Annotated in this window: 24 protein-coding genes; 16 read left to right on the top strand and 8 right to left on the bottom strand. The window is 71.8% G+C overall.

The features are described 5' to 3' along the window. Positions 1-46: 46 nt before the first annotated feature. The 3 genes from AB0F40_RS01960 to AB0F40_RS01970 all read left to right on the top strand — a co-directional run bounded on the left by AB0F40_RS01960 (position 47) and on the right by AB0F40_RS01970 (position 2,032). Entirely contained in the window at positions 47-466 is a 420-nt protein-coding gene (locus AB0F40_RS01960) for a response regulator (protein WP_357463555.1), read from the top strand. Between the two features lie 144 nt (positions 467-610). Continuing rightward, positions 611-1,540, top strand: a complete 930-nt coding sequence (locus AB0F40_RS01965; protein ID WP_357463327.1) for a PAC2 family protein — start codon at positions 611-613, stop codon at positions 1,538-1,540. Between the two features lie 288 nt (positions 1,541-1,828). Continuing rightward, a complete protein-coding gene (locus tag AB0F40_RS01970) occupies positions 1,829-2,032 on the top strand; it encodes a cold shock domain-containing protein (protein WP_020016705.1) in 204 nt (67 codons plus the stop codon). Between the two features lie 55 nt (positions 2,033-2,087). Here the strand turns inward: AB0F40_RS01970 and AB0F40_RS01975 are convergent, their stop codons facing one another. After that, positions 2,088-3,065, bottom strand: coding sequence for a fused MFS/spermidine synthase (locus AB0F40_RS01975; protein WP_357463330.1), 978 nt, complete (start codon positions 3,063-3,065; stop codon positions 2,088-2,090). Positions 3,066-3,165: 100 nt separating this feature from the next. Between AB0F40_RS01975 and AB0F40_RS01980 the strand changes: the two genes are divergently transcribed. The 3 genes from AB0F40_RS01980 to AB0F40_RS01990 all read left to right on the top strand — a co-directional run bounded on the left by AB0F40_RS01980 (position 3,166) and on the right by AB0F40_RS01990 (position 5,489). Next, the gene (locus tag AB0F40_RS01980; RefSeq protein ID WP_253871765.1) at positions 3,166-3,633 is read left to right on the top strand and encodes an SAV_6107 family HEPN domain-containing protein; all 468 of its coding nucleotides are present in this window, start codon (positions 3,166-3,168) and stop codon (positions 3,631-3,633) included. An 82-nt stretch (positions 3,634-3,715) separates the two neighbouring features. Further along, the gene (locus tag AB0F40_RS01985) at positions 3,716-4,957 is read left to right on the top strand and encodes a DNA polymerase IV (RefSeq protein ID WP_357463335.1); all 1,242 of its coding nucleotides are present in this window, start codon (positions 3,716-3,718) and stop codon (positions 4,955-4,957) included. Positions 4,958-5,063: 106 nt separating this feature from the next. After that, on the top strand, positions 5,064-5,489 hold the full coding sequence (locus AB0F40_RS01990; RefSeq protein ID WP_357463338.1) for a DUF3040 domain-containing protein: 426 nt from the start codon (positions 5,064-5,066) through the stop codon (positions 5,487-5,489). 215 nt (positions 5,490-5,704) lie between these two features. On the opposite strand, the gene AB0F40_RS01995 is transcribed toward AB0F40_RS01990, so the two are convergent. From AB0F40_RS01995 to AB0F40_RS02005, 3 genes are read right to left on the bottom strand one after another with little or no spacing between them, the layout of a single operon-like run. Continuing rightward, entirely contained in the window at positions 5,705-7,996 is a 2,292-nt protein-coding gene (locus AB0F40_RS01995; protein WP_357463341.1) for a DUF3488 and transglutaminase-like domain-containing protein, read from the bottom strand. Then, the gene (locus AB0F40_RS02000; protein WP_357463344.1) at positions 7,993-9,306 is read right to left on the bottom strand and encodes a DUF58 domain-containing protein; all 1,314 of its coding nucleotides are present in this window, start codon (positions 9,304-9,306) and stop codon (positions 7,993-7,995) included. Before AB0F40_RS02000 ends, AB0F40_RS01995 begins: the two co-directional genes overlap by 4 nt. 20 nt (positions 9,307-9,326) lie before the next feature. Continuing rightward, a complete protein-coding gene (locus AB0F40_RS02005; protein ID WP_357463558.1) occupies positions 9,327-10,268 on the bottom strand; it encodes a MoxR family ATPase in 942 nt (313 codons plus the stop codon). Positions 10,269-10,778: 510 nt separating this feature from the next. Between AB0F40_RS02005 and mraZ the strand changes: the two genes are divergently transcribed. The 4 genes from mraZ to AB0F40_RS02025 all read left to right on the top strand — a co-directional run bounded on the left by mraZ (position 10,779) and on the right by AB0F40_RS02025 (position 15,013). Then, positions 10,779-11,249: a division/cell wall cluster transcriptional repressor MraZ gene (mraZ, locus tag AB0F40_RS02010; RefSeq protein WP_357463347.1), complete on the top strand. Its 471-nt coding sequence runs from the start codon at positions 10,779-10,781 to the stop codon at positions 11,247-11,249. Positions 11,250-11,415: 166 nt separating this feature from the next. Then, positions 11,416-12,459, top strand: coding sequence for a 16S rRNA (cytosine(1402)-N(4))-methyltransferase RsmH (rsmH, locus tag AB0F40_RS02015; RefSeq protein ID WP_357463350.1), 1,044 nt, complete (start codon positions 11,416-11,418; stop codon positions 12,457-12,459). Continuing rightward, positions 12,456-12,884 (top strand): hypothetical protein, encoded by a 429-nt coding sequence (locus tag AB0F40_RS02020; RefSeq protein ID WP_357463352.1) that lies wholly within the window; start codon positions 12,456-12,458, stop codon positions 12,882-12,884. The genes rsmH and AB0F40_RS02020 overlap by 4 nt, the downstream gene beginning before the upstream one ends. A gap of 347 nt (positions 12,885-13,231) precedes the next feature. Then, positions 13,232-15,013, top strand: coding sequence for a penicillin-binding protein 2 (locus AB0F40_RS02025; protein WP_357463355.1), 1,782 nt, complete (start codon positions 13,232-13,234; stop codon positions 15,011-15,013). Between the two features lie 10 nt (positions 15,014-15,023). Here the strand turns inward: AB0F40_RS02025 and AB0F40_RS02030 are convergent, their stop codons facing one another. Next, entirely contained in the window at positions 15,024-15,671 is a 648-nt protein-coding gene (locus AB0F40_RS02030) for a TetR/AcrR family transcriptional regulator (protein WP_357463358.1), read from the bottom strand. A gap of 90 nt (positions 15,672-15,761) precedes the next feature. On the opposite strand from AB0F40_RS02030, the gene AB0F40_RS02035 reads away from it, so the two are divergent. Genes AB0F40_RS02035 through AB0F40_RS02060 form a run of 6 tightly spaced genes read left to right on the top strand, consistent with a single transcriptional unit; the run spans position 15,762 to position 24,153 of the window. After that, the gene (locus tag AB0F40_RS02035) at positions 15,762-18,380 is read left to right on the top strand and encodes a glycoside hydrolase family 3 C-terminal domain-containing protein (protein ID WP_357463361.1); all 2,619 of its coding nucleotides are present in this window, start codon (positions 15,762-15,764) and stop codon (positions 18,378-18,380) included. A 50-nt stretch (positions 18,381-18,430) separates the two neighbouring features. Beyond that, positions 18,431-20,101, top strand: a complete 1,671-nt coding sequence (locus tag AB0F40_RS02040; protein WP_357463364.1) for an ABC transporter substrate-binding protein — start codon at positions 18,431-18,433, stop codon at positions 20,099-20,101. Further along, on the top strand, positions 20,101-21,180 hold the full coding sequence (locus AB0F40_RS02045) for an ABC transporter ATP-binding protein (protein ID WP_357463367.1): 1,080 nt from the start codon (positions 20,101-20,103) through the stop codon (positions 21,178-21,180). Before AB0F40_RS02040 ends, AB0F40_RS02045 begins: the two co-directional genes overlap by 1 nt. Beyond that, positions 21,177-22,160, top strand: a complete 984-nt coding sequence (locus tag AB0F40_RS02050; protein ID WP_357463370.1) for an ABC transporter permease — start codon at positions 21,177-21,179, stop codon at positions 22,158-22,160. Before AB0F40_RS02045 ends, AB0F40_RS02050 begins: the two co-directional genes overlap by 4 nt. After that, positions 22,157-23,074, top strand: coding sequence for an ABC transporter permease (locus AB0F40_RS02055; RefSeq protein WP_357463373.1), 918 nt, complete (start codon positions 22,157-22,159; stop codon positions 23,072-23,074). Before AB0F40_RS02050 ends, AB0F40_RS02055 begins: the two co-directional genes overlap by 4 nt. Next, positions 23,071-24,153: an ABC transporter ATP-binding protein gene (locus AB0F40_RS02060; RefSeq protein WP_357463376.1), complete on the top strand. Its 1,083-nt coding sequence runs from the start codon at positions 23,071-23,073 to the stop codon at positions 24,151-24,153. Before AB0F40_RS02055 ends, AB0F40_RS02060 begins: the two co-directional genes overlap by 4 nt. Positions 24,154-24,211: 58 nt before the next feature. Here AB0F40_RS02060 and AB0F40_RS02065 read toward each other — a convergent pair whose 3' ends face one another. From AB0F40_RS02065 to AB0F40_RS02075, 3 genes are all read right to left on the bottom strand, one after another. Further along, positions 24,212-24,478: a hypothetical protein gene (locus AB0F40_RS02065; protein WP_357463380.1), complete on the bottom strand. Its 267-nt coding sequence runs from the start codon at positions 24,476-24,478 to the stop codon at positions 24,212-24,214. A gap of 88 nt (positions 24,479-24,566) precedes the next feature. Then, complete coding sequence (locus AB0F40_RS02070; protein ID WP_357463383.1) at positions 24,567-24,920, bottom strand: hypothetical protein; 354 nt, start codon at positions 24,918-24,920, stop codon at positions 24,567-24,569. Continuing rightward, positions 24,917-25,387 (bottom strand): hypothetical protein, encoded by a 471-nt coding sequence (locus AB0F40_RS02075; protein WP_357463386.1) that lies wholly within the window; start codon positions 25,385-25,387, stop codon positions 24,917-24,919. Before AB0F40_RS02075 ends, AB0F40_RS02070 begins: the two co-directional genes overlap by 4 nt. Between the last annotated feature and the right edge of the window lie 75 nt (positions 25,388-25,462).

Genomic DNA, 25,462 nt, shown 5'->3' on the forward strand with positions numbered 1-25,462 from the left:
CTGCGGAATCCAGGGGACAGGTACGGGCGTGAGCGGTCACAAGGTGATGGAGATCCTCCTCGTGGAGGACGACCCGGGCGACGTCCTGATGACCCGGGAGGCGTTCGAGGACCACCGCGTGCCCAACAACGTGTCGGTGGTCGGCGACGGCGTCAGCGCGCTCGAGTTCCTGCGCAAGCAGGGCCGGTTCGCGAAGGTCCCCACGCCCGACCTCGTGCTGCTGGACCTCAACCTGCCGAAGATGGACGGCATGGAGGTGCTCGCCGTGGCGAAGGGCGACCCCATGCTGCGGCACATCCCGGTGGTCGTGCTGACCACGTCGGACGCCCAGGAGGACGTCGTCGGCTCGTACTCGCTGCACGCGAACGCGTACGTGACCAAGCCCGTGGACTTCGACCGCTTCATCGACGTGGTCCGCCAGATCGACGACTTCTTCGTCTCCGTGGTGCGCCTGCCCGGTCGATGACGCCGGTGGCCGGCCTCGGGCTGGCCCGGCGACGACGCTGAGGGCGTAACGGGAAGACACCCGGCCGTCGTGCTGTTGGACCTGAGCAGACGCCCGGGTCGTACCGGGTGATCCGGAACCACTCCGACGAGCGAGGGAGCGCACGTGCTTGACCCCCAGGGCATCTACGACGTCGATGAAGCAGCGGTCGGGCGGACGCTGGGTCGCAGCGTGCCCGGAAGCGCCGACGGGCCCGTGCTGCTGCACGCCGTCCGCGGGTTCGTCGACGCGGGCAGCGCGGGCGACCTCGCCGTCGAGCACCTCGTCGACGAGTTCCGTGTCGAGCGGCTCGTGACGTTCGACGTCGACCAGCTGCTCGACTACCGCTCCAAGCGGGCGACCATGACCTTCGACTCCGACCGGTGGGCGGACTACCAGGCCCCCTACCTCGCGATCGACCACGTGACCGACGCAGAGGGCACCGGGTTCCTCCTGATGCACGGCGCCGAGCCGGACCTGCAGTGGGAACGTGTGGTGGCCGGGGTGATCCAGCTGGTCGAGCGGTTCGGCGTGAGCCTCGTGATCGGCATCCAGGGCATCCCGATGGGTCTGCCGCACACCCGCCCGCTGTCCCTGACGGCGCACGCGACGCGGCCCGGCCTGGTCGACGACTACACGTCGTGGTTCGGCAGCGTGAAGGTGCCGGGCTCGCTGGCGGCGCTGCTCGAGTACCGGCTGGGCGAGGCGGGGCACGACGCGATGGGCTTCACCGTCCACGTGCCGCACTACCTCTCCCAGTCGCGGTACCCACCGGCCACGGTGGTGGCGCTGCACCACACGGAGCGGGCCACGGGTCTCGACCTGGCGGTCCCGGCTCTCGAGGAGGCAGCCACCGACGCCAAGATCGAGGTGGAGAAGCAGGTCGCCGAGTCGGCAGAGGTCGCGGCCGTCGTGCAGGCGCTGGAGGAGCAGTACGACGCCTTCGCGCGCTCGATCGGACGTCCCAGCCTGCTCGCGGAGACCACTCCGATCCCCAGCGCCGAGGAGCTCGGCGCGGAGTTCGAGCGGTTCCTCGCTCAGCAGAACGGCGACTAGCGACCAGGCCGGACGGCGGTCTGACCGCACAGTTCTGGCCCGAGCCGGAGGCTGACACGCACACCGGTAGTCGCTCGAATCGGGCATCTGTGGACCGATGTGTCATAACTGCGGCAGAAATGTGCCTGTTCCGTGGCACATCTGAGTGGTCCGTGCCACACTGGCGCACGTTGCAGTGAGTTACCAAGGCCACGTCCGCCGTGTCGTGTGCAAGCGGGGAAAGCATTGCGGCACGGAGGTGGGCAACGGGCCCGCCGCCGGATCCCGGACGGAAGGTCGAAGGACAGCATGGCGCAGGGTTCTGTGAAGTGGTTCAACGCGGAGAAGGGGTACGGGTTCATCGCCCAGGACGGCGGCGGCGCCGACGTCTTCGTGCACTACTCCGCGATCCAGTCCAACGGGTACCGGTCTCTCGAGGAGGCCCAGCGGGTCGAGTTCGAGATCACGCAGGGGCCCAAGGGCCCGCAGGCGGAAGCAGTAGTCCCGCTCTGATGTGCTCGTGAGCAAGGCCGCCTTCCCCCGGGAGGGCGGCCTTTCTCGCGTCCGGTCAGGCTTCGGGGGTCTCCAGCGGAGCCGCCGTGCCGGCGAACGCCGTGACGTCGTCGCCGGCGAGGAGCGTGGCCGGTACGGCGAGGGTGCGCAGGGCGCGCCCCAGGCGGGCGTCGTGCAGGTCGGGCCGCACCGCGTCGCCGACATCCCCTACGAGGCGCTGTGCGCCGTCCTGGGGGCCGCCCGGCCGCTCGTCCTCACGACTGCCTCCCTGGGGCTCCTCCGGCAGCTCCCGGACCGCTGCGAGGACCAGGTTGCCGTAGCGCCGCCCCTTGAGGATTCCTGGCTCGGCGACGGCCGCCAGCCTGCCGGACGTCGCGGCGCCGGGCCCGAACGCCCGGGCGAGGCTCGCGACCTCGCGGCGGGCCGTCGCAAGGGGCGGCTTGTCGGCGCAGTTGACCAGCAGGACGCCGCCCGGGCGGAGCACGCGGTGCGCCTGTGCGGCGAACCCGGTGCCCACGAGGTGCGCGGGCGTGCGGTCACCCGCGAAGACGTCGCGGACCACCACGTCGTAGGACTCGTCCCGCGCGGACGCGAGGGCGCTCCCGGCATCGTCCGCGCGCAGGCGGAGCAGGGGCGAGCGCGGCAGGGCGAACCATGCGCGGACCAGCTCGAGGAGCCGGGCGTCGAGGTCGACGCCGAGTTGGCGGGAGCCGGGCCGCTCGTGCTCCACGTGCCGGGCGAAGGCACTGCCGGCGGCGCCGAGGTGCAGCACGCGGAGCGGTCCCTGCGGCAGCAGGGCCACGAACGCGGCCATCTGCTGCATGTACTCGAAGTCGAGAAATCCCGGGTCCGCGAGGTCGAGGCTGGAGCTCGGCACGCCGTTGACGTGCAGCGTCACTCGCTGCGGGAAGTCGGGGTCGCGGACCACCTCAGCGGTGCCGGTGCTGATCGGCACCGGGCCGACGGGGAGCTCGGCGGGGAGTGTCAGTGGTGCGGAGGAGGATGGGCGGCGTCGGGCGGAGCGGCGGGCCATGAGGACAGTGTCCCTCGGGTCCACGGGCCGCTTGACAGGATAGAACGTATGTTCGATAGTGTCGCACAAGGGGTTCGATCGGAGGTTCGAGATGGGCAGCATGCACTCTCAGGGCGCACGGGACGTTGTCTCCGCGCGCATGCTCGTGCCGCGCGCGGTCCCGCCGGGCGTCAGCGCGCTGCTGCGCAAGGCGGACGCGGAGCTGGCCGAGGCGGCGCGTTCGGCCGACCCGGGGGACCGGTTCGTCCATGCGCACCTCGCGGCGATCCGCTCGGCGGCCGCCGTCGTGGCGCTCCGCGGGCGTCCGTCAGCGCGTTCCGGCGCGCGGACGGTGTGGGACATGCTCGCGCACGCCGAACCGGACCTGGCAGCCTGGTCCGGCTACTTCGCCGCCGGTGCGCCGCTGCGCGCGGCGGTCGACGCCGGCCGCCCGGAGCAGGTCGAGCCGGCGCGGGCGGACGAGCTGCTGGCCTGTGCCGAGGACTTCCGGGACGAGGTGGCGATGCTCGTGGACCCGCACGCGGGGTTCTCGGCGCAGCGTCTGACCCTGGTGCCAGAGGCGTCGTAGCAGGCTTGTGCGTGGCGGGGCGTGCGCGTCCCGGCTGCGCGACACCCGGAGCACCGAGCGACAGCAAGGACGGAGCACGTTCGTGAGCAAGGGGCCGCGGTCAGCGGCGGCGAGACGAGACTGGGGGTCGGACGAGTCCGGCTGCTCGGTGCTGCACCTGGACATGGACGCGTTCTTCGCGTCGTGCGAGCTGGCACGGCGGCCGGAGCTTCGCGGGCTGCCGGTGATCGTCGGGGGTCAGGAGCGCGGCGTGGTGCTGGCGGCCACGTACGAGGCGCGTGCGTTCGGTGTGCGGTCCGCGATGCCGATGACGCGTGCGCGCCTGCTGTGTCCGCAGGCCACCGTGATCCGGCCCGACCACAGCCTGTACCGCGACGTGTCCCGCTCGGTCATGGGCATGCTCCACGAGGTCACTCCGCTCGTGGAGCAGGTCAGCGTGGACGAGGCGTTCCTCGACGTGAGCGGTGCCCGACGGCGGCTGGGTCCGCCCACGGCGATCGGGGCCGCGCTGCGCCGTCGCGTCGAGGCCGAGCACGGTGTGACCGCCTCGGTGGGCATCGCGCGGAACAAGTTCGTGGCGAAGCTGGCCTCGACCCACTCCAAGCCCGACGGGCTGATGCTGGTCCCTGTCCAGGCCACCGTGGACTTTCTGCACACGCTGCCTGTCGGCGCCCTCTGGGGCGTCGGGGAGAAGACGGAGAAGTCCCTCGCCGCGTGGGGCATCACCACGGTCGCCGAGCTGGCGCACACGGACCTGGCGAGTCTGCAGAGCGCCGTCGGTCGTGTGAGCGGCGCCCACCTCCACGACCTGTCGTGGGGCCGCGACCCGCGTCCCGTCGTCCCTGAGCACCGCGAGCACAGCATCGGGGCCGAGACCACCTTCGACACGGACCAGGACGACACGGTGGCCGTGAGCCGGCGGGTCCTGGAGCTGTCCGACCGGGTCGCCGCGCGTCTGCGGCACCAGGGCGTGATGGCGCGCACGGTGTCCGTGAAGGTTCGGTCCAGCGACTTCGCGACATTCACCCGATCGCGAACACTGGACGGCCCCACCGACGTCGCACGAGAGATCTACCTCGTCGCGCGCGAGCTCGTCGCGGGCGTGGATCTGGGTGGGCTGCCGGTGCGGCTGGTGGGCGTGCGGGGCGAGAATCTCCAGCAACGAGGCGGATCCGCGCAGCAGCCGACGCTCGAAGAATCGGTGGATCCGCGCTCCGGAGCACAGCGGGAGGCGGAGCTCGCGCTCGACGCGGTGCGTGAGAAGTTTGGAAAAACGGCGATCGACCTGGGTGTACATCACAAGAACGGCACGCATCTTTACTGATCTGCCCCTATAGTCGCCTGTATGCCCGGGATGTCGACTACCAACGACGGCCGGGTCGTCCTATCCTGGAAGGGACACTGTTCCTTTGCGAGATCCGGGGGTCTCGATGCCTCTGTCCGAGTACGAGCAGCGGGTGCTGGAGCAGATGGAGCGTGCTCTGACGTCAGACGACCCGCGGCTTGCTAATACGCTTCAGTCCACAGGTCGGGGTAACGCGCTGCGCTATGTGCTGTCCGGGGCCGGCGTCATCGTCGGTCTGCTTCTTCTTGTCGTCGGTGCGGCGACTTCACAGACCTGGCTCGGTGCCATCGGCTTCGTGCTGATGTTCGCGGGCGTGGTCTTCGCGTTCCTCGGACCGCGCAAGAAGCGGCAGGACGGCCCGGTCGGCGTCGTCGGCGAAGATGGCACGGTCCAGCCGCCCGAGGGGAGAGCACGTAAGCCCCGAAAGCGGCAGGATGGTGGCCGTTCCGGCGGCTTCCTCGCCCGTCTCGAGGAGCGCTGGGAGAACCGGCGCAACCAGGGCGGTCAGTAGGTCGCTAACCGATCGACCGACACCGGTGGTTCGAACCTGGACCCCCGGGCCCATGTGCGTGACAGGCACAACGTGACGTGACTGACACAGCCACATGAACAGGAGCCGGGCCCCGCGGGGCCCGGCTCCTGTCGCATGCCCCGAACCCGTTGAGTGCTGGATATTTGCGCCGTTTCGAGCTTGGGAGGCGCAAATATCCAGCACTCAGCGAGGGGTCAGGGCTTGCGGGTGAGGGCTTCCGTCAGGGTCGTGGTCACGGACTGGGTGAGTTCCTCTAGCTCCATGGGCGTCGGGGGAGTCGCGTGGCGGGCGTATCGCTCCTCCTCCGCGGCGCCGGCGAGCGCGGTGAGGCGCTCCGTGGCGTCGTCAGGCAGGGGCGCGCCCGTGCGGGTGCGCACCTCGTCGGCGATGTACGCGGGCGCCCTGCGCAGCGTGACCGACGGCCCCAGGTGCACGTCCTGCTCGGCGAGCAGTGCCAGGACGCGGGACCAGGCCCGCTCCGGATCGAGCACCTCAGCCTCCGTGCGCCGCCGAAGCAGCAGCCACGCGGCCCCACCGAGCACGCCGAGACCGATGATCACCGCCACCGCCCAGGCCCACCCGGGCAGCGTACGGTCGGTCACGTCGCCGCCCTCGGACGAGCCGCCCGCCGAGGCGGCGGGGTCCGACTGCTCGGGTGCCTGCGTGGGCCGCTGTGACGGCACCTCGTTGGCCCGCGTCGGCGTGGGCGAGGCGCTCGGGAGGCTGCCGAGACCCGGGTTCGCGTACGACGGCAGCGGGCCCGTCTGGACCTGGGGCGTCGGCTCGAACCGGACCCAGCCGACCGTCGGGAAGTAGATCTCGGGCCAGGCGTGCGAGTCCTGGCCCGTGACCCGGTAGCCGCCCTGGCCGTCGGGCCGGCCGGGCAGCCAGCCGATGCCGATCCGGGCCGGGATGTCGAGGCTGCGGGCCATGACCATCATCGAGAGGGCGTACTGCGTGCAGTACCCCTCCTTGTCCTGCAGGAAGTCCCAGACGGTGTCGGACGAGCCCCGGTAGTCGGCGTCCGGGTTGTACACGAACCCCTGGCCGGACCGCAGGTGGTTCTGGAGCGCGACCGCGGCGTCGAACCGGGTGGCCGCGTCGCCGGCGACGTCCTGGGCGTACGCGGCGATCTCGTCCCGGTGCTCGGTGTCGGGCACCTCCGTGTAGCCGGCGGACCGCGGGTCTCCGGTCATCGGCGCGGAGCGGAGCCGCTCCGGCGTGAGCTCGCGGTCGACGACCTCGACCCGGTACCGGGAGCCCGGCTCGGTGCCGTCGCCGCGCACCTCGTCGCGGATCGCGTCGTAGCCCCAGGCGCCCTCGACGTCGATCGACCGGGGCTCGAGCGGCACGGGCAGCTCGGCGCCGGTGAGCTGCCCGATCTCGATGTCCATCGGGCGCCCCTCGCCGACCGCGCCCTCGCCTTCGGGCGCGAGGACGCGGGACGAGTCGAACTCGGCCAGGCCGCCTTCGGATACCGCGCGGCGGGTCTGGACGCCGTCGAACGCCGTGAGGGTCATGACGCGCAGCGGGCCGGCGGTCTCGTCCTCGCCCATCGTGTACGTCAGCACGGTGCTGGACGAGCGGGCGCTCAGCGGCTGGCGCATGTCCAGCTCCGACGACAGCTCGACCGTGTCGGAAGGCGTGGAGATGAGCTGGTTCCACGTCCCGGCCAGCGCGGGCAGCGAGGCCATACCGGTCGCGACACCGAGCGACGTGGCGGCGACCGCCACGGACGTCAGCGCTGTGATCCAGGAGCGGAACCGCTGCGCGCGGCGTACCGCGGCCGAGTCGGAGTCGCTGTGCCGGCCGGGCGTCACGCCCACGGGGTCGACCGTGAGCAGCAGGAGCATCGCGGTCACGCTGATGACGAAGACCGGCCACTGGACCTCACCGATCAGGGTGAGCGGCGGGGTCCACAGGAGCAGCAGGGGCACGCCGGCGAAGCCGGGCATCCGGGCACCGGCGAGCGAGTCCGTCACGAGCAGCACCAGCAGGGTGCCCCCGACGGCGACCATGCTGATGGCCTCCCCGGGACCGACCGGGGCGACCTGCGTGCTCATGGTCTCGGTGGCCTGGCGGAACCGCTCGATGACCTGGTCGAAGGCGTCCGGCCCCACGAACGGCTCGAAGCGCTGCCCTGGACCGCCGTAGCGAGCGAGGACGAACCAGAACGCGACCACCACACCGGCCGCCGTCGCGACGAACGACGCACTGCCGGCCGCGCGGTCCGCGGCCCGGTCGGCGCTCAGGCCCTGTCCGGCGGCCCGCCGGACCGCAGCGCGGTCGACGGCCGCACGGATCAGGAAATACCGCACGAGGCAGCTGGTGGTCGACACGAGGACGACACCGGTCGTGCCCGCGGTGAGCCAGGGTCCTGGGTCGATGACCAGGGTGAGCGCGTGCATGGACGCGATGACGGCGATGGCGACGAGGACGCCGGAGGCGACCGTGCGGACCAGCGGTCCGCGGTGTGCGGGGATCACAGTGCACGCTCCGCGAGCAGGGCCCAGGCACGCTCCGGGTCGGTTCGGGCTTCCGAGGTGCTGACGTGCCAGCCGGACGCGCGGAGCTCGGCGGCGGTCTCGTCCAGCTCGTGCCGGAACCCCGGGCCCCGGGGCGAGACGAGGAGCGCCCAGCAGGTGCCCTCAACGCCCAGGGCGGCGAGGGCGTGGCGGGCGTCGGAGTCGTGCGGGCCGAGCACCGCTATGACGATCTCACCGGCCGTCCGGGCGAGCCGGAGCGCACGCGCGGTGGTGCTCGTCGCGTGGTGCCCCTCCGCGGCGCCGCGGTGCCCGCGGATGTCCACACAGGCGTCGAGCAGCGCGGCCCGGCTCGCTCGCGTGGCCGCGAACCGCAGGCCCTCGAGGCGGGGCGCGACGTCCGTGGTCAGCAGGCGGGTGGGGTGCCCGGCGTCGAGGAACGACGTGGCGATGGAGGCCGCGAGCTCGACCGCCCACTCGCCGTCGTCCACGGCGGCGGGGCGGCGCGGGCTGCCGGCCTCCTGCCAGTGCGGGAGCAGCGAGCGGTCGAGCAGGACGGTCACCGGGCGCACCCCGGCGCTCTCGTCCGCCCGGACCATGAGCTGGCCCCGGCGGGCGGCGCTCGCCCAGTGGACCCGGCGCGGGTCGTCGCCCGCCACGTACTCGCGCAGCACGGAGTCGTCGCTCGACTGCAGGCGTGCGCCGGTGGCCGAGTGGTCGACGTCGCCCACCGACCGGGTGCGCACGGCGAGCTCGACGGTGCGCGGCCACACGGGCACGTGCGTCGCGCTACCGAGCGGCTGGGTCGCGCGGACCAGGCCGAACACGTCGGTCCGGGTGGTCAGCAGCGGGCCGAGCGACCAGCGCCCACGCCGGCTCGGGGTCAGCGAGTAGTGCACGGTGATCCGGTCGGCGCGCGCCGACACGCGAGCGCGGATCCCCTGATGGCCCGCGAGCTCGTGCGCGGCCTGCTCGGAGAGCCGCAGCCGCGACAGCCGCTCGTACGCGGCGCCGCTGGCCTGGTGTGCGGCGACGAGGAGGCTGACGTCCGCCGTCCGGTCGCGCACCACGGGATTCGGGGTCACGGCGCGCGTCACGCGCAGTGCGCCGCGCCCGGACTCGAGCCGCTGGGTCCCGATGGCCACCCAGGACACCGCAACGGCGAGCAGCGCGGCCGCGCCCAGCCCGGCGAGGTCGGGGAGGGTGAGCACCAGCCCGAGCGGGATCAGCGCACCACCCAGGCAGGCCGCCCCGATACCGCGCGGCGTCAGCCGGACCCTGCTGATCCGTGCGAGCGTGTCACGCCATCTCATGTGCTTGTCGCCCTGGCCGCTCAGAACTGACGCCGGTCGGCGGGCTCGAGCGCGGGCACGGGCGTGCGCTGCACGATCTCGTCGACGAGCGTCTCGGGGGTCACGCCGCTCAGGCGAGCCTCGGTGGTGAGGATCAGCCGGTGGGCCAGCACGGGTCGCGCGAGCCGCTGGATGTCGTCGGGCAGCACGTGGTCACGGCCCGCCATGGCCGCTATGGCCTTGGCCGCCCGCAGGAGCTGGAGCGACGCGCGAGGTGAGGCGCCCAGCCGCAGCCCGGCGTGCTCGCGGGTCGCCCCGACCAGAGCCACCACGTACCGCTTGACCGACGGCGACGCGTACAGGGACCGCACGACCTGGGAGAACCGCAGCATCGAGCGTCCGTCGGTGACGGCCTGCAGGTGCGCCAGGGGTGCGCTGGTCTCCTGCCGGTCGAGCATGAGGATCTCGGCGTCCGAGTCCGGGTAGCCCACCGTGATCCGCGCCATGAAGCGGTCACGCTGCGCCTCGGGCAGCGGGTAGGTGCCCTCCATCTCCACCGGGTTCTGCGTGGCGACCACGAGGAACGGCCGCGGGAGCTGGTGGGTGGTGCCGTCGACGGTGGTCTGCCCCTCCTCCATGCACTCGAGGAGCGCGGACTGCGTCTTGGGGGAGGCGCGGTTGATCTCGTCGCCGATCACGATGTTGCTGAACACCGGGCCCGGCCGGAACTCGAACTCATGGCTGCCGGTGCGGAAGATGTTGACGCCGGTCAGGTCGCTCGGCAGCAGGTCGGGCGTGAACTGGATGCGGCCGACGTGGCAGTCGACGCTCTTGGCGATCGCCTTGGCGAGCGTCGTCTTGCCGACGCCCGGTACGTCCTCCACCAGGAGGTGGCCCTCGGCGAGCAGGACGGCGAGCGTGATGTCGGCCAGTCCCGGCCGGCCCGTCACCACGGACTCGACAGCCCCGCGGACACGGGACATCGTCTCTACGAGCTCGTCGAGCGCGCCCGGCCCGGGCGCGGCCTGTGGCGCGGCCCCGCCGGTGTAGTGGTTGTCCGCGAGGCCGGGCGGAGCGGGTTCCGTGTGCACAGGGGGAGACCTCCATCAGGGCCGAGTTGACAGGCCGGTTTACTGGCGCGTGGACGCACCGGATCGGAACCGGGGCGGCAGGCGCTGCCCGGCTGGTCCAGCGTAGTAGAGATGTAAAGCACTCTGTTGTCTGCATCACGCGGTCTTCACAGATGCCAGAACTGGATTTGCCCTGCCGAATCAGCCCCCTGTCAGGGCTGGGGATGCTGGCGAGAGTGCGGCTGAGCGCTGGCTAGTCCGACATTCCACGCCACGCCGGACATGAATTTCCTCCACCCGCTCTTTACCTCTTTGACCTGCACATTGACGGCCGGTGGGTAGTTCTCCCCATCGTTTTTCCGAGTGTGGTGGTGGAAAGTGGAGTAGCGTGGAGTGTGCGGGAGCGAGAGGAGGTGTTGGCCCATGACTGCGATGGCAGAAGGTTTCGCGGGTCTGGGCCTGCTTCTCGGGACGTACACCCCGAAGCTGGACGAGAAGGGCCGACTGATCCTTCCTGCCAAGTTCCGGGGGCGACTGTCCAGCGGTCTGGTCATGACCAAAGGGCAGGAGCGGTGCCTCTTTCTTCTCCCGATGGATGAGTTTCAGCAGATCTACACCCAGATCCGGCAGGCACCGGTGACGAGCAAGGCTGCGCGGGACTACACGCGAAACTTCCTGGCGGGAGCGAGCGACGAAGTACCGGACAAGCAGGGCCGGGTCTCCATCCCGACACACCTGCGCGAGTACGCCGGCCTGGACCGCGAAGTGGTCGTGATCGGGGTCGGTACCCGCGTGGAGGTGTGGGACGCAGCAGCCTGGTCCGCATATCAGGAACAGACCGAACCCGACTACATCGATCAGGCCGAGGAGATCTTCCCCGGGCTGAGCTTCTAGGCAGGCGAGGCGGCGGCCGTACGGCCAGGCCTCCTCCCGCAGGATCCGGCGCACTTCCCCGCCGCCGGAACCGTGCGGAGGGAGACCTGACCGGACGGCCCGGCCCGCAGGCCGGTTCGGCGGCTTCAGCACCACCGCAGGGCACGACGCACGAGAGGAGACACCGATGAACGCGACCGACAGCCGACCCGGCAACAGCAGCGACGCCGCCGACCGCCATCTCCCGGTGCTGCTCCAGCGCTGCGTCGACCTGCTCGCTCCGGCCCTCGCCGAGCCCGGTTCCGTCCTGGTGGACTGCACGCTCGGCATGGGTGGGCACACCCAGGCCGTCCTCGAGCAGATCCCGACGGCCCGTGTGATCGGCATCGACCGGGACCCGCAGGCGCTGGTCCTGGCGGGCGAGCGGCTGGCCCGGTTCGGCGACCGCTTCACGCCGGTGCACGCCGTCTACGACGAGATCGTCTCCGTCGTCGACGAGCACGCCGGCGGTGCGGCGCAGGGCGTGCTCATGGACCTCGGCGTGTCGTCGCTGCAGCTCGACGAGGCCGAGCGGGGCTTCGCGTACGCGCAGGACGCGCCGCTCGACATGCGGATGGACTCCACCCAGGACCTGACCGCGGCCGACGTGCTCAACACCTACGACGAGCGTGCCCTCGCGCGGATCCTGCGGGAGTACGGCGAGGAGCGCTTCGCGAGCAGGATCGCGAAGAACATCGTCCGGCGTCGGGCAGAACGGGAGTGGGACCGCAGCGGCGAGCTCGTCGACCTGCTGCGGGCCAGCATCCCCGCCGCCACCCGCAAGACGGGCGGCCACCCGGCCAAGCGCACGTTCCAGGCGCTGCGGATCGAGGTGAACGGCGAGCTCGAGGTTCTCGAGCGCGCAGTACCCGCCGCGATCGAGGCGCTCGCCGTGGGTGGCCGGATCGTCGTGGAGTCGTACCAGTCGCTCGAGGACCGGATCGTCAAGCGTGCCATCGCGCAGGGCACGACGTCGTCCGCGCCGGCCGGGCTGCCCGTCGAGCCGGAGACGCACAGGCCATATCTCGAGCCGCTCACCCGGGGCGCCGAGGAAGCCGACGCCGAAGAGCTGGAGCGCAACCCGCGTTCCGCGTCGGTCCGGCTGCGTGCCGCGCAGCGACTGCGGCCCACACCTGACCACCTGCTGAACCGCACCACCAAGCACCACACCGCGAAGGAGGACCGCCGATGAGCGCTTCCACTGCTGCGACGGCCCGCGCCGCCCGTCCGGCTGAGCTGCCCCGCACCCGCAGGGCTCCGCTGACCGCCATCTCCGGGGGCGCCGCACAGCGCGGCAGCCGCCTGGCCGTCGTCCGCGCGCCGCTGCACTCGAAGAGCCGCGTGCCGTTCCTCGTGCTGTGCGCCACCCTCATGGTCGTCTCGCTCGTCGCCGTGCTGGTGCTGAACACCACGCTGGCCCGGGGGTCCTACGAGATGTCGGCGCTGCAGGGCGAGGTCGCGCAGACCGCCCAGGACGTGCAGGGGCTCCAGGAGGACCTGAGCGCCGCCGAGACGAGCCTGCCGGACAAGGCACGCAGCCTCGGCATGGTGCCGGCGGAGAACCCGACCATGGTCAGTCTCCGTACCGGCAAGGTGGTGAAGGGGACAGACCGATGACCCGGCCGACGCCGGGCTCGGGCCGGCAGCGCACCCCGTCGGGGGGCGCTGCCGGACCCCGCGCGGGGCAGCCAGGCGCTGCCAGGTCCCGCGCCGGGCAACCACGCGCGGCCCAGGCCGGAAAATCCCAGGCCGGAAAGCCCCAGCCCCGGCAAGGCCGGTCACAGAAGCCGCAGCCCAAGCGGCCGTCGCCCACTAAGGCGTCGCCCACGAAGACGTCGCCCACGAAGACGTCGCCCACGAAGACCCAGCCACGCGCGACCAGCGCCCGGCTGGGTCTTCAGGCACCCGAGAGGGCCCGCCCCGGCTCGGCCCGCCCCGCCCAGGCTCGGCCCGCGCGGTCCCGGGTGGCGCGTCCGCTGCCGCCCCGGCCGGGCCGTCCGGAGGTGCGGCAGCGCTGGCTGGTCGGCCTCGCCGCCGTGGTGGTGCTCGTGTTCCTGGTGCGGCTCGTCCAGGTGCAGCTCATCCAGGGGCCGAGCCTCGCCGCCGAGGCGGAGGCGGCGCGCACGGCCACCGCGGTGACCCCCGCGCACCGTGGCGACATCACCGACGCGAACGGCGTGACGCTCGCGACCTCGGTGGACCGTTACTGGGTCGTCGCGGACCCCAAGGCGATCAAGGACTTCCGGGGGACCGGACGCCCGCCCGTCGACGGGAGGAAGGTGGAGGACGGCGCCCTGGGCATCGCCCAGCTGCTCGCGCCGATCCTCGACCTGCCGAAGAACGAGCTGGCGGCGCGGCTGGTCGGCGACTCGCGCTACGAGGTGCTGGCCAAGAACGTGGTGCCAGAGGTGCAGCGTGCCATCTCCAACCTCGAGATCCGTGCGTACATCCGGACCGACCTCACGTCGCGGCGCACCTACCCGTCGCGCACGGTGGCGGGCTCGCTCGTGGGCTTCGTGAACCACGAGCAGGTCGGGCGGGGCGGGATCGAGGCGGCGTACGACGACGTGCTGTCCGGCACCGCCGGCTCGGACACGTACGAGCGCAGCCTCGACGGCCTGCGCATCCCGGCGGCGGGGCAGGAGTCGGTCCCCGCGGTGCCGGGCGACGACGTCCAGCTCACCCTGGTGCACGACATCCAGTGGAAGGCGCAGGACGCCATCGACGAGGCGAAGCGCACGTCCGGCTCGGATTACGGCATAGCGATCGTCCAGGACACGCGCACGGGTGAGATCGTCGCGCTCGCGGACTCCGGTGCGGTGGACCCGAACGACCGGTCCACCGCGGCGGTCGCGGGCGGGTCGCGTGCGGTGAAGGACGTGTTCGACCCCGGGTCGACGGGCAAGGTGATCACGATGGCCGCCGCGCTCGAGGGCGACTACTGGGAGCCGGACAGCCGGTTCACCGTGCCCGACACCTACACGACGCCGAACGGCCAGACGTTCCACGACTCCCACGACCACCCGGTCCAGCGGCTCACCCTGACCGGTGTCCTGGCGCAGTCCTCGAACACCGGGACCGTCATGGTGGGCGAGAAGATCCCGCTCGCGGAGCGGCAGGAGTACCTGCAGGAGTTCGGCTTCGGCGAGCCGACCGGGCTCGGCCTGCCGGGCGAGTCGGTGGGCATCATGCCGCCGGACGACGTCGCGGACTGGGACGGCCGCACGCAGTACACGGTGCTGTTCGGCCAGGGCCTGTCCGTCAACGCGATGCAGGCCACCAGCGTGTTCTCGACGGTGGCGAACGACGGCGTGCGGATGACGCCGACGCTGTTCGAGGGCACCACGAGCCCGGACGGCACGGTGACGCCGGCCGAGCGTGAGCCGGGGGAGCGGGTGGTCTCGGAGGAGACCGCCGACACCGTCGTCGAGATGATGGAGGCCGTGACCGAGGACGGCGGCACGGGCACCAACGCCAAGGTCCCGGGCTACCGGGTGGCGGGCAAGACCGGCACCGCGCAGATGCCCGCCGGCGACGGCTGGACGTACATGGCCTCGTTCATCGGCGTCGCCCCGGCGGACGATCCCCGGTACACGGTCTCCGTGTTCCTCAAGAGCCCGAGCAGCTCGATCTTCGGCGGTGAGGTCGCGGCGCCGGTCTTCAGCGACATCATGGGGTTCACGCTCGGGAAGATGGACGTGCCGCCCAGCAAGAACAACGATCGGCAGCTCGAGACCGAGTGGTGACCCCTGCGGGTCAGGGGCTCACGATCTGCACGGTGCTGCCGAGCGTGGCGGTCAGGACCGACTCGATGGCGAACCGGGTGGCCTCCGCCAGGTCGACGGCGTCCGGGTCGAGCAGCCACTGCAGCTGAAGCCCGTCCATGACCGCGATGACGGCGTTGGCGGCGCGCTCGGCCTCGCCGTCGGGCAGCCGCACGTCGCGCTCGGTGGCCAGGTCGCGCACCGCCTCCGAGATCTCGCCGCGCAGCACGGCGAACCGCTGTCCCACCCAGCTGGACGCCGGGTGCCCGTCCGTCACCGACTCGCCGGTGAGTACCGCGTAAGCCTGCACGATGCCGCGGCGGTCCGCGTTCAGGCGGGCCGTGGTGACCAGGTGGCGGAACAGGTCCATGCCGCCGGGGATGTGCTTGCCCTCCAGGTGCTGCACGTCCACGCGGTCGCGGTACTCGAGCACCTCCCACAGCAGCTTGTCCTTGCTGCCGAAGTGGTGCAGCACCCCGGCGTGCGTGATCCCGACCTGGGCTGCGACGTCGACCAGCGAGCCCTGGTGGTAGCCCTTGGACCCGAACACCCGGGTGGCCGCGGCGAGGATCTCCTCCCGCCGGTGTGCGCGGGTGGGTCGCTTGACCTTGGGGGCAGCCTGCTCGGTCGCTTCGGACATGCCCTTACGATACGGGTCAACGGGCTTACTAACCAGTAAGTAAGTGTGGTTGAATGCGTGGCAGCCGTCCGACGCTGAACGGAGCACACGTTGTCATCGCAGGCAGTCACCACACCGGCCATCGCTACGCGGGCCATTGCCACGGGGGCCATCGCCCCGGAGCCCGAGCTGCTCCGCCTCCTCGAGGAGCTGTCCGCCGAGGAGAAGGTGTCGCTCGTCGTGGGCGCCTCCATGTGGGCGACCACGGCAGTGCCGCGCCTCGGCCTGGAGCCGGTGGTGATGTCCGACGGCCCGGTCGGCGTGCGCGGCCCGGACGGCGGGACGTCGGCGATGTTCCCCGCGCCGTCGGCGCTGGCCGCCACCTGGGACCTGGACCTGGCCCGCCGGTCCGGCGCGCTGTTCGCGGCCGAGGCCCGGCGCCACGGCGTCGACGTCGTGCTCGCCCCGCAGGTGAACCTGCAGCGCACGCCCGTCGGCGGCAGGCACTTCGAGTGCTACTCCGAGGACCCGCACCTCACGGCGGAGATCGCCGTGGCGCTCGTGGGCGCCGCGCAGGAGGGGGGCGTCGGGATGTGCGTCAAGCACTACGTCGCCAACGACTCCGAGACCGAGCGCACGCGCTACCTCGCCCGTCTCGACGAGCGCACGCTCCGGGAGGCCTACCTGGCGCCCTTCGAGCGGCTCGTGCGGGACGTCGTCCCGTGGTCCGTGATGGGTGCCTACAACGGCGCCGACACCGGCGGCGTCTCGGCCCGGCTCCTGGAGCACCGGCCGCTGGTGGTCGACCTCCTCAAGGAGGAGTGGGGCTACGACGGCCTGTTCGTCAGCGACTGGGTGGCCACCCAGTCCGTGGTGCCGGCCGTCCGCGGTGGTCTCGACCTGCAGATGCCCGGGCCCGACGGTGCGTGGGGCGACGGCCTCCTCGACGCGGTCCGCTCCGGCGAGGTCGCGGAGTCCGAGCTCGACGACAAGGTGCTGCGCCTGCTGCGCCTCGCCCGCCGCACGGGCCGGCTCACGCTGCCCGACGACGGGGCGGGCCGGGGCACCGGGCTGACCGCGGCCGGTGTCCACGCCGCGATCGACCACGCCGCGGTGCCCACCGGCGAACCTCCCGCCGAGCGGTTCCTGCGCGAGCTGGCCGCCCGCTCCGTCGTCGTGCTCAAGGACGACGCTGGACTGGTGCCGTTCGTGCACGACCGGACCCGCCCGGTGCGCGTCGCGCTGCTCGGCCCGGCGGCCGTCGAACCCTTCTTCCAGGGCGGCGGTTCGTCGTTCGTGCACCCCGACCGGCTCACGTACCCAGCCGTGGAGCTGGGTGCCGCACTGCCGCGCGGCTCGGAGGTGACGTTGCTGGCCGGCGCCCGCGCCCTGCACAACCCGCCGGAGCTCGACGTCGACCGGTGCGCCGACCCCGTGACGGGCGCGCGAGGGCTGCACGTGACGCTGCTCGCCGCCGACGGCAGCGCGCTCGAGGAGTACACGGCCCACGAGTGGACCGGCTGGCTCCACGACGTCCGGCCCGACGCGGACGCCGTCCGGCTCCGGGCCGAGGTCCGCCTCGACGAGCCGGGCCCGCACGAGCTGGGCGTCGGCACCGTCGGCGTGCACCAGGTGCACGTGGACGGAGTCCGGGTCGCCGAGGGCGACACCCGCGTGGACGAGGACGTCGTGCTGTCCTCGGGGCACAACCACCCGATCGCCGCGCTCGCCACGGCGAGCGGCACGGCCGCGCTGGACGCGACCGTCCAGGTCGTGCACGCCGTGGGCTACGGGCACTTCGTGCGCGCGGCCCTGGTGCACCGGCTGCCCGGCCCGTCAGTCGAGGACGAGCTGGCCGCCGCGGTCACGGCCGCGGCGGCCGCCGACGTCGCCGTCGTCCTGGTCGGCACCACCGCGGAGGTCGAGTCCGAGGGCTACGACCGCCCCGACCTGGACCTGCCGGGCAACCAGGACGAGCTGGTACGCCGCGTCGTGGCGGCCAACCCGCGCACCGTCGTCGTCGTCAACGCCGGCGCGCCGGTGCTGCTGCCCTGGCTCGATGACGTGCCGACGGCGCTGTGGGGCTGGCTGCCGGGCCAGGAGGCGGGCACTGCGCTCGCCGACGTGCTGACCGGCGTCACCGAGCCGTCCGGGCGCCTGCCCTGGACCCTGCCGGCGCGCTTCGAGGACGTCCCGGTGCCGCACGCGCGGCCGGTGGACGGGGTCGTCGACTACGCCGAGGGCACCGACATCGGCTACCGGGCCTGGGAACGCCGGCTGGACGCCGAGCCGGCAGGTCCCGCGCCGGCCGCGCCGTTCGGGCACGGCCTCGGCTGGACCACCTGGGAGTACGAGGACGCCGTCCTCGCGTGGGGCGAGGCGCACGACGCCCCCGCGACCCTCACGGTGTACGCGACCGTCCGGAACACCGGCCGCCGCGCGGGCCGCGAGGTGGTCCAGGTGTACGTCGAGGCGCCCGACGGCGGCCCGAGCCGCCCGGTGCGGTGGCTCGGCGGCTTCGCGACCGCGGACGTCCCCGCCATGGGCAGCGCCACCGTCCGCGTACCCGTCCCGGCCCGGGCGCTGCAGGTCTGGGACCCGCAGGCCAAGGGCTGGACCACGCCGCCGGGCACCTACCGGCTGCGCACCGGCAGATCCGTGGCGGACCTGCGACTGACCAACGAGCTGACAGTCCGGCCAGGGGAAGAGCCCGGCGTCGGAACCCAGTGATCACCCACCATCCGTCCCGCGCGCGCGGGAGGAGTGCAAGGAGGCACACCGTGAGGATTCACAAGCACGTCGCCGCGGCCGCAGCCGCGGCAGCCATCGCCCTGCTGGCCACGGCCTGCAGCGGAGGAGGAGGCGGAAGCACCACCCAGGCCGGCGGCGGGGAGACCCTGACGGTCGGCATGCCGAACGGCGTCCAGACCGAGAACCACAGCCCGTTCGCCACCGGCTCGTCCGCGCTCTCGCTCGGCTACGCGTTCACGATCTACGAGCCGCTCATGATGCGCAACCAGGCCCGACCGTCCGAGGCGCCGTCCCCCTGGCTCGCCGACAGCGTCGAGTGGAACGAGGACTACACCGAGGCGATCATCACGCCCCGCGAGGGCGTCACCTGGTCGGACGGCGAGGAGTTCACCGCCGACGACGTCGCGTTCTCGATCCAGCTGCGCAAGGACTTCGAGGCGCTCAACACCGGCGCCCTGCCCTACGACACCGTCGAGACCGACGGCACGACGGTCACGGTGACGTTCACCGCAGGGCAGTTCGTCAACCAGTCCAAGCTCTACGACCTCGTCATGGTGCCCGAGCACATCTGGGCCGACGTCGAGGACCCCACCACGGACACCAACCCCGAACCCATCGGCACCGGGCCGTACACCCTGGAGTCGTGGACGCCGCAGGCCGCCACCGTCGTGGCCCGCGACGACTACTGGGGCGGCGAGCCCGCAGTGCCCGAGATCCGCTACTCGTCGTACAACGACAACAACGCCCTGACCACGGCGCTCACCACCGGTGAGGCGCAGTGGGGCTGGACGTTCATCGCCGACTTCGAGAACGTCTACATCGCCCAGGACCCCGAGCACTACAACCAGTACGCCGCCGGCGGCCTCGGGATCGACGTCCTCTACCTGAACAACGAGGCCAAGCCGTTCGACGACAAGGCGTTCCGGCAGGCGCTCAACATGGTGATCGACCGCCAGGAGCTCGTCGACGTCGCGACGTCCGGGGTGAACCCCGCGCTCACCAGCGTCACCGGCCTGCCGCTGCCCGCCGGCGAGGAGTTCCTCTCGCCCGAGTACGCGGGCCAGGAGTTCGAGGTCGACGTCGAGGGCGCGCGCGCCCTGCTCGAGGACGCCGGGTACACGTGGGAGGACGAGAAGCTCGTCGACCCCGACGGCGAGGAGGTCACCTTCGAGCTCGTGAACCCCGCCGGTTGGAACGACTACCTGACGGCGCTCGACCTCATCAAGAACTCGGCCGCGGAGCTCGGCGCCACCGCGACGGTCAACCCCGTCAACCAGGACGGCTGGTTCGCCGACATCATCCCCGGCGGCGACTTCCAGGCCACCCTGCACTGGACCGACGGCGGCGCCACCCCGTGGGACCTGTACTCGGACATCATGGATGGCGCGCATTACACGAAGCTCGGCGAGCCGGCCACGTGGAACTTCGGCCGGTTCCAGAACGACGACGCCACCGAGGCGCTCGCCGACTACGCGGCCGCCGCCGACGACGCGACGCGCACCGAGGCGCTCGCCACCATCCAGGAAGTGTTCGTCGAGGAGGTGCCGGGCATCGCCATCTGGACGCGCCCGGCCACCGCCCAGTACTCGACGCAGAACTACGTGGGCTGGCCGTCGGAGGAGGACCCGTACAACCAGCCCCAGCCCACCGGGGTCCAGGCCGCCCAGATCCTGATGAACCTCGAGCCTGCGGACGGCTGATGAGTACGAGCTCACCGGTGCTGGCCGCGCACGGCCTCACCAAGCACTTCCGGGCGGGTGGACGCCGGATCGCCGGCCGTCCGCCCGCCCGGGCGATACACGCCGTGGACGGCGTGGACCTCGAGCTCCACCGCGGCCAGGTTCTGGCCGTGGTGGGGGAGTCGGGCTCCGGCAAGTCCACCGTCGCCCGCCTGCTGGCCCAGCTGATCCCGTTCACGGGCGGGCAGGTGCTCCTGGACGGCACCGACGCGCGGGTGCGCGGCCGGCGGGCGTTCCGCGCGTACGTGCGACGCGTGCAGATGATCTTCCAGGACCCGTTCGCCTCCATCAACCCGGTGCACCCGGTGCGCTACACGCTCACCCGGGCGCTGCGGCTGCACCGCCGTCAGGACGACGGAGGCAAGCTGCGGGGCGCCGAGCTGGAGGCGGCGCTGACCGAGCTGCTCGAGCGGGTGCACCTCACGCCCGCAGCGCGCTACGTCGACTCCTACCCGCACGAGCTGTCCGGCGGGCAGCGGCAGCGCATCGCCATCGCGCGGGCGCTCGCCGCAGACCCGGAGGTGCTGCTCGCGGACGAGCCGGTCTCGATGCTGGACGTGTCGATCCGCCTCGGGATCCTCAACCTGCTGGCAGACCTGCGCGACCGGCTCGGCATCGCCATCCTGTACATCACGCACGACATCGCGTCGGCGCGCTACTTCGCGGACCGGACCACCGTGCTGTACGCGGGGCAGGTGATGGAGAACGGGGACAGCGAGTCGGTCACCCAGGAGCCGCTGCACCCGTACACGCGGCTGCTGGTGGCGTCCGCGCCCGACCCGGACGACCTGGCGGGCGCCGGAGCGGCGGCCGTGCGGGACCAGGGGACCGGGGGCGAGCCGCCGAGCCTCGTGGACCCGCCGCCCGGGTGCCGGTTCGCCCCCCGGTGCCCGTACGCGAGAGACCTGTGCCGGAGCGAGACGCCGGCGCTGATCGAGGTCGTGCCCGGGCGGTCGGCGGCCTGCTGGGGGTACAGCGAGCGGGAGGACCGGCCGCTGGTCTCGACAGGCTCGACCAACGGGGACGAGGCGGGCGCATGAGGTTCCTGCTGCGCAGGGTCGTGTTCTACGCGCTGACGGCGTGGGCGGCGATCACCATCAACTTCTTCATCCCGCGAATGCTGCCGGGTGACCCGGTGACGGCCCTCATGGGCCGCATGCAGGGCCGCATCGACTCCCAGGCCGAGCAGTCGCTGCGCGTCCTGTTCGGCCTGGACCAGGACCTGGGCCTGTGGGAGCAGTACGTCGAGTACTGGCGCATGCTCCTGCGGGGCGACCTGGGCCTGTCCTTCACGCACTTCCCAACGCCCGTGGCCGACATCGTGAACCAGTCGCTGCCCTGGACGGTGGGCCTGGTCGGCGTCGCGACGATCATCGCGTTCGTGCTCGGCACGCTAGCCGGCTCGATCCTCGGCTGGCGGCGCGGGACGTGGGCCGACGGGCTGCTGCCGGTCGCGACCTTCTTCCAGGCCGTGCCGTACTTCTGGCTCGGCCTGATCACGATCGCCGTGCTCTCGGTGAACCTGGGCTGGTTCCCGTCCAGCGGCAGCTACGACCGCGGCCTGATGCCGGCGTTCACCGGCGAGTTCATCGGCTCGGTGATCTACTACGGCTTCCTGCCCGCCCTCACGGTGGTGGTGTCGTCCGTGGCGGGCTGGGTGCTCGGGATGCGCAACATGATGGTGACCGTCTCCTCGGAGGACTACGTCACCGTGGCGCACGCCAAGGGCCTCCCCGAACGCCAGGTCATGCTCGGCTACGCGGCCCGCAACGCGGTGCTGCCGCAGGTCTCGAGCTTCGCCCTGTCCCTGGGCTTCGTGGTCGGCGGCACGCTGATCATGGAGATGGTCTTCTCCTACCAGGGCATCGGCTACACGCTCTACCAGGCGGTCTCCACCCACGACTACCCCCTGATGCAGGGCTGCTTCCTGGTCATCACGCTGGCCGTCCTCGTGGCGAACATGGTGGCCGATCTCGCCTACGCCCTGCTCGACCCCCGCACCCGGACGGAGGACCGATGAACAACCGGCTGATGTTCCTGCGCAACGGGAAGGTGATCACCGGCCTGGTCATCCTCGCGTTCTTCACGTTCCTCGCCCTGCTGGGCCCGTGGATCGCGCCGTACGACCCGAACCAGGTGAGCGACGCCCTGCTGAGCCCGCCGTCCGCGGCGCACTGGCTGGGCACCGACCACACCGGCCGCGACATCCTGTCCCAGATCGTCGTCGGCACGCGCGGCGTGCTCGTCGTCGGTCTGGTCGCCGGGGTGAGCGCCACCGTGGTGGGCGTGCTCGTCGGGGTGACCGCCGGGTTCGTCGGCGGCATCGGTGACGAGTCGCTGTCCGCGCTGTCGAACATGTTCCTCGTGATCCCGCAGCTCCCGCTGATCATCCTGATCGCGGCGCAGCTACCGTCCGCGGGCGGGCTCACGGTCGCCCTGGTCATCGGTGCCACCGGCTGGGCGTGGGGCGCGCGCGTGCTGCGCGCCCAGACGCTGTCCCTGCGCAAGCGCGACTTCGTCGAGGCGGCCCGGGCCAACGGGGAGCGCACGTGGCGCCTCATCCTCGCGGAGGTGCTGCCCAACCTGACGGCCGTGATCGCGTCCGGGTTCGTCGGCACCGTGCTGTTCGCCGTGCTGTCGCAGGTCACGCTCTCGTTCATCGGCATAACGCCGGTCAGCGAGTGGAACTGGGGCACCATCCTGTTCTGGGCGCAGAACAACCTCGCGCTGCAGCGTGGCGCGTGGTGGTGGTTCGTGCCGGCGGGTGCGTGCATCGCCCTGCTGGGCATGGCCCTGACCCTGGTCAACTTCGGTATCGACGAGATCGTCAACCCCCGCCTGCGGTCCACCGGCCTGCATGCGCGCTCGCTGCGTCACCGGGGCATCCGGCCGCGCGTGGGGTTCACCCCGGTGGTGCGGGAGGCACGGACATGAGCCCGACGGACACGAGCACGCAGACCAGCACACAGACGTCCGGGGCGACGCCGTCGGACCCGGTCCTGGAGATCCGGAACCTCAGCGTCGACTACGGGTTCGGCGACGACCCGACCCACGTGCTGCGGGAGGTCTCACTCACCCTGAACCGTGGCGAGGTGCTGGGGCTGGCGGGGGAGTCGGGCTGCGGCAAGTCGACGCTCGCCTACGCGGCCACGCGCCTGCTGCCGCCGCCGGGCCTCATCACGGGCGGCGAGGTGTGGCTCACGGGCCGCGACGGCAAGCGGGCAGACCTGCTGTCCCTGTCCGACGCCGAGCTGCGCGCCGCTCGCTGGCGCGACATCGCCATCGTGTTCCAGGGCGCCATGAGCTCGCTCAACCCGGTGTACCGGGTCGAGCGGCAGCTCATCGACGGCATCCTGGCGCACCGGCCGCGCATGCGCCGGGCGGAGGCCAAGGAGCGGGCGGCCGAGCTGCTGCGGCTCGTCGGCATCTCGGCCGACCGGCTGCGGTCCTATCCGCACCAGCTGTCCGGCGGTATGCGGCAGCGCGTCATGATCGCCATGGCGCTCGCGCTGGAGCCGCAGGTGCTCATCATGGACGAGCCCACCACGGCGCTCGACGTCGTCATGCAGCGCCAGATCCTGGAGCAGGTGATGGAGCTGCGCGAGCGGCTGGGCTTCTCGGTGGTGCTCATCACGCACGACGTGTCCCTGCTGGTCGAGGTCGCCGACCGGATCGCCGTCATGTACGCGGGCGAGATCGTGGAGACGGCAGCGGCCCGGGACGTGTACGCGAAGCCGCGGCACCCGTACTCGGCCGGTCTGCTCGGGTCGTTCCCTCCGCTGCACGGGCCGCGCCGCGAGCTCACCGGCATCCCGGGGGCTCCGCCCGACCTGTCCAAGCGTCCTCCGGGCTGCCCCTTCGCACCCCGGTGCGCGCACGCCATGGACGTGTGCCGGGTCGAGCTGCCGGTGCTGGGTCGGACGGCGCAGGCCGAAGAGAGGCGGCAGGTGGCGTGCCACCTGCACACGTCCGGTGTCGCGGATGGTGAGCTGCCGGAGCTCTTGGCGCGGTAATGCGGTGGCAGGGGCGGCCAGCCTGCGGAAGCCGGTCGGCCGCCCTCTGCCAGAGCGGTCAGGTGTGGGAGTAACGCTGGCGGACAGCTTCTCCACTGGTGCCGATGGCCTCGCCGAGGCTGCGCCAGGACACCTTCTGCTCGCGGGCGGTTTCCACCGCCTTGGCCAGGTCACGTTCGGCGGCGTCACGCTTGAACGCCGCGAGCTTGACCGCCATCAGCGGCGGCAGGGGCGCATCGAAGTCCTCCGGCTCGGGTTCGTAGGACTCGAGCTGATCGGCCAGTGCGTCGGCGTTGGCGATCAGTGCTTCCAGGTTCCGTCGCATCTGATTCATCCTTTCCCTCGCAGGTACATCTCGCGGGCGCAGATTGCACGAACCGGGTCTCGTGGCGCGGCTGGGTCCGATCGGATGGTCAGTCCGTCAGCTTCGGATGGCTCGTGCTCGCGAACTTGATCCAACAGATGTGCTTCACGTCGTCGATCAGGTACCAGATGCGGCCACCGCCGGTTACCTCGTACTGCCATTGCGGGAGGTCTTGCCCCGCGTGGACGTCGGTCGACAGGCTCCCCCGGAGCTGGTGCTGCCGGCCCGTGGACGGATTGGGGCGTGGTGTGGACTCGATCGCGTCAAAGGCGGTGCGTACGTTGGACGGTGCCTGGCGGCAGAGTTCTTCCCAGCCCTTGGCGGCGTCATTCGTGGCGAACCTGATCGTGTACCCGCCCGAGTGTGGAGGAGGAGCTGCCCGGTCGCCTCGCTTCGCGCTCATCCTTCGGCAGGGCGGTCGACGAGGCCGAAGTCACCCAGTTCCGGATCGACAAGGGCCCTTCGAAGGTCGGGGTCGGCATGGACCTCGGCAGTGTGGCGCCACTCGACGACGAGGCGGTTGATCGCAGCAGTGTTGCCCAGAGCGGCCGCGGCCTCGGCGGCATCGATGAACTCGGCGGTCATCGTCTCCGCATCGGCGTGCGGGAGGAACCGCATCCACGGCAGCGCCCCGGGAAGGAGGTCGGGGAGGCTGGCTCGTTGGGACTGGGCGATGGTGACGAGAAGCCGGGCCACGAGCTCGATGACTTCGTGTTCCGCATCAGCACGGTCTGCCGACATGAGTACGAGATCACCCGCGTCGCGTCGGCGGAGCCGGAGCGCGCGCGATGTCAGGAGCCGATCTGCCATTTCTGTCGGATGGCGGAGGAGGTCCGAGAACGGGACGGAATCGTCATGCAGCGCGGTCATACTTCAAGAGTAGTTCAGAAGTCCGCCGCTGTCTGCTTACCTGGACCGACCCACAACCGCCACGTGAGTCGCACA

The organism is Promicromonospora sp. NPDC023987 (assembly GCF_040639055.1).
GTDB lineage: Bacteria > Actinomycetota > Actinomycetes > Actinomycetales > Cellulomonadaceae > Promicromonospora.